We start from the raw sequence: 12046 nt of genomic DNA on the forward strand, positions 1-12046 counted from the left end.
TCTTGTGGATAACACAGATATTTTTAAAAATCACATTCTGCAACTATCTAATTTATTTACAAAACTATTTAAGTCAAAATATATCTATCTCACTTTCAAAATACTATATATTTATAACTTATCTTATATTCTATAGTTATCTAACCTCTTAGTGTTAACTTTACCCCTTATAATCCAGTAAGTTATGTTTTCATTGTAAGCTCCTTTTCGTGCAAGTTCACGTCTACAGTTTGTACACCTTAGGTGACCTTTATTTCTTTTTAAATCTATTTGAGATTCTATAATTCTTGGAAGCTGCATTTTTATTAAATTACCTTTTCCACCTTTTGCATATATAGCTATAGAAGTTTTACAATGCCCACAAGAAACTTGGAGTGGATATGTATTGCGTTTTTTCCTATATAAAGGATTTTTATATAACATGAAACCCTCCTATTTCTTTAAATCTTTATAGTTCCTTTATCTATCAAATCTAAAAACTTATTGAAATCTTCAATATAAAGATCTGATAAGTTTACTATTTCTCCTTTATTTTTTAACCCACTATCATCTTCTACACCAACAACTTTTAAACCTGCCTTTTTAGCAGAAACCATTGGATATAGGGTATCTTCAAACATATATATTTCATCTGGATTTAAGTTTAGCCTTTTAGGCAAGAGATCAAAAAACTTTCTATCGCCCTTGCTTAAACCAGTGTTTTCACAAGTTTGAATAAATTCAAAATAGTTTTCTATATTATATCTTTTTAAAACACTCTCTATAAGTTTTTCATGTATAACGCTAGCTATTGCTATTGTAATTCCTTTACCTTTTAATTTATTTAACAATTCTACTACATCTGGTTTTAATTTTACTTCTTCCCTATAATATTTAAATAGTAGTTCGTCCATTTCCTTTTGTATTTCTTCTTTAGTTTTTCCTATCTTATATTTTTCTTTCATATATAAAATGCCTTCACTAACTGTCAATTTTTCTAGAGATTTTTCTAAATCATTTAAAGCTACTATCCCTATAGAATATAAATAATTTCTTGCTAGATTGCTCCAAAACCCCATACTGTCTACAAGTGTACCATCAAAGTCAAATACTGCAGCTTTCATAATATCTATCCTTTCGTCTATCTTTTATTATATTATTTAAATTATATCACAACATGGGACAACCCTGCATATGCTAGTATTAAGAAAGGAGTTGTTATTATGAATCATAATTCACCATGCTATAATAAAATATCGATAGATATGCTTGAACTGTTAACAGACTTTAGTGATTCTATAAATCAAATTACGGTATTAAATGACTTTTTACTCACTGAAGATTTATTTAGTAAAAATTCTAACTTTACTCAATATCTATACTATTTTGATATGGGAAGATACTATCACTTTAGATGTATGGGTTATATGGAAGCTTTAGTTCTAACTAAATGCTACTGTGTTAAGAGCCTTTGCTATTGGAAGACAAAGCTTGTTATGCCAGCGTCTAAAAATATCAATTTAGCACTTAATTATTTAAATAAGTTAAAGTCAAATCCTAATTTATCATGTAATCCAACATTTCAAGCATTGATAGTAGAAACTGAAGAATTAATGGAAATTGCTATGGAAATAATGGATCTAATTAAATGTTACGACCTACCATGTTAGTTTAATTTCTAATAAAAATAAAGGCTTATGTTAAGTTCATCTACACTTATCGTTAAGCCTTCATTTTTATAATTAAATACAGATTTATTTTATATTTTTATTTACATTTAATATTTGAAATTTGAAATTTCTATTTATTATCCTTATATTTCTAAACGTATTTTTATTTATCTTTATATCATCTACAAAAAGTAAACCTTCTATATTTATATATTCAATATATTTATATATTCAATATATCTATCATATTTATCCCTTATCAGATAAATATATTCTAATAATTCTTCTAATCCTTTATACATATATTGTATGTTATTTGTATATTTTATTTCACCTATACTTATCTTTACTATGTTTTTCTTTATCTTGTCTCTTTTAATTATAAGAAGGTCAGGTCTGCCAGCCCATACAATATTTGAATCTTTTCTCTCGCCTAGTTCTTTACAAATTTTGTTTTTCCTATCTAATATTTTAATTCTTCTTTTTAGATAAGTGTTTGAACTATTTTCTATATCTTTTCTACCTATATTAAACTTTATATCATTTCCACCTACACTGTCATGATAAATTTCATATAGGTATTTATCATCTTCTACTTTTGCAAGAAAGTCTTCTTCTCCGTCTAATATATTATATTTCAGATTTTTCGAAGGAAATTTAAATCGAATATATTTAAATATAGAATATAGTTCAAATACAGTATTTTCATCTGCTAACTCTATAAATGTTTCAGAAAATAGTTTCCCTATCTCTTTTTTATCTAATTTCATAATATCTCTATATAATTTTAATATCCTTGCAGAATCTCTGTAGATCTTATTCCTACTATTTAATACATCAAATATCATTTTATCAGTTATCTCTACCTTAGAAATATCTATTCTCTTTATATAAATATTTTTCTTATATATGTTTGATATTATATTTGCCATCTTTTCTCCATTTGCGTACCAAGATTTATCCTTAAATCTTTTCATATCTATTTCAAAATGAATTATATTATAGATTATACTTATTGCTTTTTTTAAGACTAAGTTTTCTTTTATATCATATAGCTTATCTATGTTATCACATACAAACTTAGTCTTATCTTTATGCATAGTATTAAATCTATGTTCTATAGTTTTATTCCAATCAATATTTCCTCTTACCTCACCATTGAAAAGTTTCTTATGGAGTTTAGTAGAGTTTTTTATATCCCTAATAGTTCTTTCTAAAGTTAAAGTGTAGTCTTGAACCTCTTTTGAGAGTATAAAATGAATTTTTAAAATATCAAATATATTATCAAAGGAAAACTCATCTATAGTAAAAAAACTTTTAGGATTGATAATTCCTTTTTTAAAATAGATTATTAATTCCTCTTTTATTCCGTCTATCATCTCATCTTTACTTATCTTAACCCTATTATAAATAGTCATATCTACTTACCCGCTAAACTTATATTGAAGAAGTCCTCTATAGATTCTATAAGCCTTGTCTCATCTTCTATAAATTTTAGCTCCTTTAAGCCTTCTATAAATAAAATTATATCTTCAGTAAATAGTCCCTCTAATTGAGGAAGAATATAGATTGATATAGCTGAAGTGTAGTCTCCACCATTGACTATAAAGTTTCCAATATCTTCTACGATAGCAGGTCCTATTTTTCTATACTTATTTATAACTTCCCATAAATCAGATATGTTTTCACATCCATTAAAATCCAAGTTTATATTCCACAACTTAAAAAACTTTTCTACTAAACTTCCATCTATATCTTTAGGTATAGCTACTGGAATAAAGGCAAAACGTCTCATAAAGGCATAGCTCATCTCATAAAGTGATGTTTTATCAAAGGTATTCATAGTTCCTATAATTCGCCAATCTTTGGGAATTATATATTGATTATCCCTTGATTCTAAATCTTCCCCAACATCTTCTAGGTTCTCTTCTAGTGTAATTTCTATATTTTCTCCCTTACTATCTCTAAGTCCAAGCTCTACATCATCTCCAGATAAAGCTGAGAAAAACGGTCCAAATGCCTTATCTATATCTGCCCTATTTATTTCATCTATGATGAGCCAACTATTAATATTTTTACCTTCTTTAGATTTGAAAGAAGATAAAAATATCCCCTCTTCAAAATATAAGTCTCCCTCTGCAGTTGGTTTATATCCACCTATTGTGTCATATGATGACCAGTCAGACATTGCAGTAACCATCTTTGAATCTGCCCCATAACTTTTACTTATAACTTTTGCAATTTTAGACTTTCCTGTACCAGGTGGTCCTATAAGGATGATACTTTTACCACTTTTAAGAGCTATTGATATTTGATTTTTTAAAACTTCTGGATTTGTAAAGTGAAGGTTTTCAAAGTCTAGAGCTTTAGAAAAATCTATAGATAGTTGAACTTTGGGCTCAAAACTTCTTAAGGCCCACATCCCTTTTCCTATTCCATCTACACTATAAAATAAATCTTCATTATCTTCTTTATAAATTTGTGTATCTGATGAATGTTCTTGTATTATTAATCTTATAGTTCCTTCAGCGCTAGATTTACTTGAAAATTTTTCATATTCAAATCTAGGATCAGCTTTTACATAGTCAAATATATCTTTTATCTTTCCTTTTTTACCAATTAAGTTAAATGCATCTATAACCGCATCTAATCTTTTACTACTTATTGTCCTAGTACCTGTTTTTCCTGCATCCATATTTTGAAGTGCTTTATCAAGTGTCCTATAGTTTTTAAACTTGCAATATGTATCTCTAAATTTTTTAAGTTTTTTAGTGTTTTCTATATAGTGAGTAAGCAAAGTTGCCTTATTTAAAACAATTCCCATACCCTCTAGCACCACAATGGACTTTGCAACCATTCCATTTAATATTGGAAATATATTGGGTTTTAAACAGTGTAAAATCATAGATGCTGATCCCGTTTGAATACCACTTATTCCATTTTTAAATCCATCTTCTAAAATATTAAATATCTTATCTTCATCCTTTAAGTCCTTTATTTCTATCATTAAAGATATAAACTTTCTAGCTTCTTCACTACTAGTATTCTTTTTAAATGTCCAAAATCCTGTTCCAAACATTCCAATAGAATCTTCATCTTTTTCTCTATTTTCATATTGACGATTTTCAGCATTCTCCTGAATCTTTTCTAATACTGATTTCATTCTAATCTTTTCCTTGTCGATTAAATTACTATCTTCTATCCTCTTAAATTTAACATCTAGGTCCATTCTCCATGTTCCTACTGCCATTGAATAAAGCATATTTAAATCTTTAACACCCAAATCATTTATATTTGATTTAGATAAAGACTCTACTGTTTCTCTTATAAGCTCATATGATCCATCATGTTTGTCAGGATCTATATCATCCATACTCATTATTTTTTCTAATAAATCATTTTCTTTAAATTCTAAGTATAATTTTAAAGCTGATTTATAGGTAGCTGTACCATTATCACGATTTCCATCTATAGGTATTCTATGGTTGTCTGTATTCAATTCTTCTTTAATGCTTTTTAGTCTATCTTTTTTATATAGTTCATCTAAATCTCCATATGTATCTTCTATTAATTTACAATTTCTACTTATTGTAGTGACAGTATCTTTACTATAAGCTTTTATATTTTTTAACCATCTTTCAAATGATTCTTTTTGCATAATATACCTCCCTAATTTATAATCAAGGTTCTTAATCACACCTTTATAGTCTTAGTCCACTCTAGCAATCCATTCTTCAAAGGCTCTAAACCTTGCTTAACACCAGCAAGTCCATAAGATGATATAAGCGTATTATTTATACTTACAGCATGTCTTATCTTAATTTTACATTTACCAGGTCCTCCATCATGAGTATAAAAAAATGCTATATTTTTATCTTTTAGTATCCCATCTTCTAAAACAGTCCTAATAGCTGGAGCAAATGTTCCTGCCCAAATAGGACTACCTAAAAATATAGTATCATATTCATTTAAATCTACTTGAATAGGTTCAAGCTCAGGCTTCTTTTTCATAATGACTTGCCCTCCACCTATAGGATATTTACTAAAGCCTTTTGATTTTAGATCTTTTTTAGGCTTAACCTGTTCCCAGGGTATATTAAGTTCTTCCGATAGATATTCAGCAACTTTTTTAGTACTTCCTTCAAATGAATAAAATAGTATTATTGATTTAGACATATAAGCATCCTCCTCTATTTTATTCTTCCAATTTTTTTAAACTTTCTACCACTGTAACTTGATAATAAAATTTATGTCTTATTTACTAGCTTGTCTTTTAATAAACCTACTTTATCTATGTATTTAAATATTCTATACTTATTCATTATACTATAATTCTTAGGTACTTTTCTACCTAGCTTAAGTTTAACCAACACACTATATGATCATAATTTTAAAAATCTATATAAAACAAGTGGCTTTTCTGTTTTAAACAGTCCAAGCCACTTGTTTTATATAATATTATTTTTTACTTTTTTTTGAGTTAATAAAAAACATCCCACCAATAACTGCAAAAACGCCTATAACTACAGGAACTTTTGGGATCTCAGTTGTTTCACTTTCTCCTTTTTCCCATCTAGCCTTATGTCCCATACTATCATCTACAGTTGCATATTGAACATCTAGGTCCTTATCAAATTTAAAGAAACCTTCATCGTCCACTTTTCCTTTTGATAGTTCATTATCATCCTTATCAAAAACTATAACTTCCATTCTAGGAGAAAATCCTCCTCCATCATATTCAGCCTTTAAAACCCCTGGTTCCTCTAGTGTTAAAAATAATCCATGGGCAAAAACTGTAATAGATGTCATAAGTAAAATTGTTAACACCAATAAAGAAATAACTCTTTTTTTCATCTTTACCTCCTTCAATTTGATATCCAATCCATCTTTACCTTATCTAAAAATTGAACTGCAGCTCCTGTTAAGAGGCCTTCAACTACAAGTAAAGGTAAATAGGAAATTATTAATACATTGATAACTGAAAAATCTCCTGCTGCAAAATCAGAGCTGGTCGTAAACAATATACCAACTAAAATGACAACTGTCATAAAAACTGATAACGCTCCTATAAGGGACGATTTAAGAAAAATATTTTTAAAATCTAATTTCCTATAGGCGAAATTACAAATATATGCAGGAATTGTTAACATTATTGTATTGGCCCCTAGGGCCGTTAATCCTCCGTGCCGAAATAAGATAGCCTGCAATAATAAGGCTGGAAAAAAAGCCAAGGCTGATCTTCTTCCAAGTATTATTCCAATTAGTCCCACTAATAGGGGATGAACGGAAGATGGTCCAATGGGTATAGACAATAATGAGATTGCAAAAAATGTTCCTGACATTAGGGCTACCTTAGGTACTTCCTCGTCCTCTATACCTTTTACTCCGTCATATATAGCCCCTGCTGTTAGAGCATAGGTAGCTATAATAACCGGAGTACTTAATACACCATCTGCAAGATGCACAAAAACCTCTCCTTTTTATAAAATTAATTTATTCAGCAGCTCCTTCATGTTCCTTATCTGGCATGATTTCTATATCTTCACTATTAAATACTTGCATTTGACTTTCAGATGGGTAGTGTTCTGTTACAAGAGCGTATCTTCCATCTTCTGTAATCTCAAAGTCAATATGTCCGTGCTCTGGATCCATTTCTAGTGTATAAACATAATCTGCTTTGGCTTCAAATTTGCTTTCTTGTTTTACAAGCTCTTTGTCTTCAATTACCATTAAATGACCTGCATGATGTTCAAGATCTTCTACATTGTCACCTAACTTTACAAATCCTATATCTAATGTTTCATCTGGACTTGGTCCAAAGTGTAGTAGGTATTGTCCTTTTTTAAGTTCAAATTCTCCGATCCATTCATATGCTCCATGTTCATGATCTTCTTCCTCTTCAGTTTCCCCAATTTCTTCATCTTCAGGTTCTACAGTTTCATCAACTTCAGAATCCTTGTCAGTTTCTTCTATAGCTGTATCATCATCCGTCTTTTCATCTTCTTGGCTGCTACAAGCCACCACTGTCAAGCCTAAACTTAGTGCCAATAATACCATTAGTAATTTTTTCTTCATTTTCATTCCTCCACAATTTTCATATTTTTTTGAATTTCTACAGCTTCATCAATACTTCTTGGTAATACACTATGATCTTTGAATAGCCTATAAAGATAAGGTTTTTCTAGGTCTGTTTTTTCATATATCTTTTCATCTAAAAATACCTCTTCTACTGTTCCCTGATTTATAACTCTTCCCTCTCTAAGTATTATTACATCATCTGCCCATTCATAGGTTAGGTCTACATCATGGGTTGAAAATACTATGGTTTTACCTTGGGCTTTCCACTGGTCCAAAAGATTTTTAAAAAATTTTAGGCTGGATGTGTCTAGACCCGAAAAGGGCTCATCACATAATAAAAGTTCTGGCTCTAAAACTAGGATTCCAGCTAGGGCTATTTTCTTTTTCTGCCCTAGACTTAAATGAAAGGGTGGCCGGTCCATAAGATCTTCAATATCTAATTTCTTAGATATATCTTCAATTATCCTTATTTTTTCAGCTGAACTATAGCCATAGTTATCCAATCCAAATTCTATATCTTTATATACGCTGGTAGAAAAAAGCTGATAATCAGGATAGTCAAAAATATAACCTACATTTTTTTGAAGCTGTTTCAGGTTTTTTTTATTGACTTGTAAGTCAAACACTTTAACAGATCCTATCTTAGGTAAATTCATTCCATTCAGATGATAAAGTAAGGTAGACTTCCCACTACCATTTTTCCCTAGAATAGCAGTTTTACGGTTTTTCTTAATATGTAAACATATATTGTCCAAACCTTTATCGGAATTAGGGTAACTATATGTTAAATTCTTAATTTCAATTGCCAAAATAAACCCTCCTAAAATAAATATCCAACGGTAATTAAAACTACTACAATTATAACTAGCCTAAAACAAAGATCTTTCCTTTGAAAAAATGAGCCTCGACTTTCACCTGTAAATCCTCTTGCCCTCATAGCATCGTACACTTTTTCAGAGTGGCTAGCACTCTTTAAAAAGAAACCACCTATCCATTCACCCCATATCTTTAAAGAGTCTATGGGTCCCCTATTTTTAATACCCCTAGAGTAAAGGGCTTTTCTACCTACCATTACATCTTCAAAAATCATATAAAAATACCTAAAGGTAAGAGCCAGTATTCTATTTAACACTGATGGTAGACCTATGTTCAATACTCCCTCTACCATGTAAAGACTGGTGTGTTTTTTTAAAACAGTCCCCAGCATCAAAGAAGATAGGACAACTTTATATATAATCTTTATATAAAATTCTGTAACTTCAAAACTTCCATCGATTAGAAAGTTTATAAAGCTTGGAATCAGTAGCAGTATAATAAAAGGTAGTACTGGGTAAATCAATTGATAAAATTTAAGATCCTTAAGTATAAGTAAGTAGTAAACAATACTTCCGACACCAATCAATCCCAATACTTCACATGAGTCAATGAGAGATACTAAAAATAAAAAACTGAAGAGATAAAGCAAGGTATATTCTGGATGTTGCTTAATTTTATTTTCCATAATTCCTCCCAATAAAAAAACTCTGACAAAGAGTCAGAGTTTAAAGCAAAGTACATTTGGACATTAAAAATAGATACATTCCAAATTGACATTAAATATCTATGACTCGTAGATATTTCAAAGTAAAATATTCTGACTTAAGCTTCAACAGATAAATTACACCTTCCCAGAAATCATCCAGTGGTATACGTAATTCTCCTAAGCTATTACAGCGGCGAGACCGTGTGAGATTTTCACTCAACTTCCTTTTCATATTTAATTTTCATATTTAGTTCTTTATAGCTATAATACTCTATATATTTAAAGATTGCAAGCTCTTTCTTCTTATTTTAAGCTTTGTTTTTTTCTAAGCTATTCCTTCATAAATTTCCCAACACATTCTCTACTTTTATATTCATGTAAATGGGTATATGATTGTAGATTAAATAAAACTATTTATTGTCAACGTCTACTATAAAATCAATTTTTCTTATTTATATTTTACATATATTCCATAGAGGTTTACAAAATAATCCTTTGTATTTCTTACATCATCAAAATAAATATCAATATCGTTAAATACAAAAAGTATTGAAACATCTTGTCTTTCTAGGATAAAATGCATATCTTCAAAAGGCACTTCAAACTCTCTATTTTCCTCTATAGGATATTTATCTAGTAAATCGTTTAGATATTGGCGCATATCTTTTTCCATGATTATATAGTCATTAAGCTTTACTTCTACTTTAGGAGTCGCATTTGGAGGATTATTTAAATTAATCTTATATATATCATTTCCATCTTTAAAAGTATAGATCATATCCCTCTCTTCATTACCAGTCATATTTAAGCTTAAGGAATAATCACTTATATCTATAGCTTCTGTCTTTATTCTAAAGTTAGCTGAACTATACTCTGTTGCCTCCCTATCTCTTACATAGGTTTTATCAAATCCAAAAGTATCTTTAAATACATAGCTATTTCTTAAATCTTTTTGGAACCATTTAGGAAAGTTTTCTTTTTCAGAATTTGCAATAAAGTTTACTGCCTCAGTAATTTGTCCTCTTTTTTCATATTCAACTTCTTTTTCTGAGCTTACAATAGCATCATCTACTAACATCCCTTGATTGGTTAATATTTCTTCTAATCTATTTACCTGAGAGTTAAAGGTAATATCTCTATATCCAACTATTGGTAACACCCATATTATTGAAATAACAATTGCTGCAAGTGCAATTTTCCTATATGACTTGTTCTTTAAGAAAATTAATAAGAGTATTGATATAAGAGCAAAGATCCAAATCATTAAAAATGAATATTCTGCAGTTTTAAAACCAAATTTATTTATCTGAACAAATAATGCAAAAGCTTCAAATATTAAAATTAAAATCCCTGCAAAAGGATAAACTGTTTTATAAAATTTAGCTAGTTTAGTTTGATGGCTAGATACCATTATATGAAGCCATATTCCTATAATTACATAAGTAGAGGCTATAGAAGATAGTTGATTAAAGGATACATCTATACCTTTGGAAAGAACTCTCATGGACCATATTAAAAGAACTACAGTTAAAGAAATCATAATAGGTATAAGAATATATTCTAATAATACATATATAAACCTAGGTTGCTCTTTTACTTCCTTAATCTTATCTTCATCCTCTCCTGCTATAAAACTTGGAAAGTATCCTAAAAATATAGTATATGTTAAAAATCCAACTATAACACCTAGATACTGGTATATCCTATAATCCATGTTTCTATAAACTAAGGCTTGAAAGGCTCCTAATACTCCTGAAATCCCTATCATTGTTACTAATCCATATATAAAGGAGATTATGAAGGCCCTATGACTAATAAAAAAAGCATCACTAAAACTATTTATCGACTTTGCTTTTGAAGTTATATATATATAACAAACTATAGTTATATATATAGCTACGCTAATTCTTGCTCCTGCAATAAGAGATAAATTAACGTTCCCTGCCCCTGATGTTTTACCACCATAAAAATATAAGAATAAAAAGCTTACAATTGATAAAGCTATTCCACATATATTTGCTAATATAAAGCTTTGATTTCCCTTTTTGTTTTTTACTTCAATATAAGCTACAGTAGCCATTGTAAAAACAGCTCCTAGAATGAAAGATAACTGAAGACTATCAAATAAAAGGTTATATGTCTTTGAAGTTTCCCATTCCATTGATATCCTAACAACTGCTATAACGCTTATTATAAGTGCACTTAAAATAGATGCTGGAAACCTTTTAAATGATTTAAAAGCATCTTTGAAAATTTTCTTTATTGTAGAACGTAAATTTTCCATGATTCTATACCTCCTTCATATAACTTCTATTTTTACATTTATACCCAGAAAACTTAATCTTAGAAGTATTTTAAATAAATTGGTGATCTTATAATATATAAGAATTACATTTTCATATTAACTTTGCTTTATTTTTAACTTCCAGGGTATAGTTTATATTGGGAGGGATATTATGGCTTTTTCAATGAAAGATAAAAATGTAGTTATTACAGGTGGTAGCAAGGGAATAGGACTTGGAATAACAAAAGTCTTTGCAGGTGAAGGTGCAAATGTTATTTTTACTGGAAGAAATAAAGATGACGGTAAAAAAGCAGAAGATGATTTAAAATCTGAAAATTTAAATGCTGAGTTCTTCCAGGCAGATGTTTTAAAATTTGATAAAACTACAGACTTGTTTAAATACGCAAATGACAAGCTTGGTTCAATTGATATCCTTATATTAAATGCAGGAGTATATCCTGAAAAAAGTATAAAAGATATGGAAGTTGAAGATTGGGACAAGGTACTTGATAT

The 12046-nt window shown here is 29.1% G+C and carries 13 protein-coding genes and 1 riboswitch; of the genes, 2 read left to right on the plus strand and 11 right to left on the minus strand.

Annotated elements, in window-relative coordinates:
- Positions 1 to 123: 123 nt before the first annotated feature.
- Together ACTHW2_RS06030 and ACTHW2_RS06035 are read right to left on the minus strand one after the other, a co-directional pair.
- Entirely contained in the window at positions 124 to 423 is a 300-nt protein-coding gene (locus ACTHW2_RS06030; RefSeq protein WP_442263068.1) for a hypothetical protein, read from the minus strand.
- Positions 424 to 440: 17 nt separating this feature from the next.
- Positions 441 to 1103: an HAD family hydrolase gene (locus tag ACTHW2_RS06035; protein WP_442263069.1), complete on the minus strand. Its 663-nt coding sequence runs from the start codon at positions 1101 to 1103 to the stop codon at positions 441 to 443.
- Positions 1104 to 1202: 99 nt separating this feature from the next.
- On the opposite strand from ACTHW2_RS06035, the gene ACTHW2_RS06040 reads away from it, so the two are divergent.
- Positions 1203 to 1649, plus strand: coding sequence for a hypothetical protein (locus ACTHW2_RS06040; RefSeq protein ID WP_442263070.1), 447 nt, complete (start codon positions 1203 to 1205; stop codon positions 1647 to 1649).
- A 206-nt stretch (positions 1650 to 1855) separates the two neighbouring features.
- Here the strand turns inward: ACTHW2_RS06040 and ACTHW2_RS06045 are convergent, their stop codons facing one another.
- The 9 genes from ACTHW2_RS06045 to ACTHW2_RS06085 form a co-directional block, all read right to left on the minus strand.
- Positions 1856 to 3067, minus strand: a complete 1212-nt coding sequence (locus ACTHW2_RS06045; RefSeq protein WP_442263071.1) for a hypothetical protein — start codon at positions 3065 to 3067, stop codon at positions 1856 to 1858.
- A 2-nt stretch (positions 3068 to 3069) separates the two neighbouring features.
- Complete coding sequence (locus ACTHW2_RS06050) at positions 3070 to 5307, minus strand: AAA family ATPase (RefSeq protein ID WP_442263072.1); 2238 nt, start codon at positions 5305 to 5307, stop codon at positions 3070 to 3072.
- Between the two features lie 35 nt (positions 5308 to 5342).
- Positions 5343 to 5825 (minus strand): flavodoxin family protein, encoded by a 483-nt coding sequence (locus tag ACTHW2_RS06055; RefSeq protein ID WP_442263073.1) that lies wholly within the window; start codon positions 5823 to 5825, stop codon positions 5343 to 5345.
- Between the two features lie 282 nt (positions 5826 to 6107).
- Positions 6108 to 6503, minus strand: a complete 396-nt coding sequence (locus ACTHW2_RS06060; RefSeq protein WP_442263074.1) for a hypothetical protein — start codon at positions 6501 to 6503, stop codon at positions 6108 to 6110.
- 11 nt (positions 6504 to 6514) lie between these two features.
- Entirely contained in the window at positions 6515 to 7114 is a 600-nt protein-coding gene (locus ACTHW2_RS06065; RefSeq protein WP_442263075.1) for a CbiM family transporter, read from the minus strand.
- 28 nt (positions 7115 to 7142) lie between these two features.
- A complete protein-coding gene (locus tag ACTHW2_RS06070; RefSeq protein ID WP_442263076.1) occupies positions 7143 to 7724 on the minus strand; it encodes a hypothetical protein in 582 nt (193 codons plus the stop codon).
- 2 nt (positions 7725 to 7726) lie between these two features.
- Positions 7727 to 8536 (minus strand): energy-coupling factor ABC transporter ATP-binding protein, encoded by an 810-nt coding sequence (locus ACTHW2_RS06075; RefSeq protein ID WP_442263077.1) that lies wholly within the window; start codon positions 8534 to 8536, stop codon positions 7727 to 7729.
- A gap of 11 nt (positions 8537 to 8547) precedes the next feature.
- Entirely contained in the window at positions 8548 to 9228 is a 681-nt protein-coding gene (locus ACTHW2_RS06080) for an energy-coupling factor transporter transmembrane component T family protein (protein WP_442263078.1), read from the minus strand.
- 107 nt (positions 9229 to 9335) lie between these two features.
- Positions 9336 to 9516, minus strand: a riboswitch (cobalamin riboswitch).
- 181 nt (positions 9517 to 9697) lie between these two features.
- Entirely contained in the window at positions 9698 to 11533 is a 1836-nt protein-coding gene (locus ACTHW2_RS06085; protein ID WP_442263079.1) for a hypothetical protein, read from the minus strand.
- A gap of 172 nt (positions 11534 to 11705) precedes the next feature.
- Between ACTHW2_RS06085 and ACTHW2_RS06090 the strand changes: the two genes are divergently transcribed.
- The coding region (locus tag ACTHW2_RS06090; RefSeq protein ID WP_442263080.1) for an SDR family NAD(P)-dependent oxidoreductase at positions 11706 to 12046 on the plus strand (341 nt) is incomplete at its 3' end.

The organism is Tissierella sp., from assembly GCF_052089545.1.
Taxonomy (GTDB): Bacteria; Bacillota; Clostridia; order Tissierellales; family Tissierellaceae; genus Tissierella_A.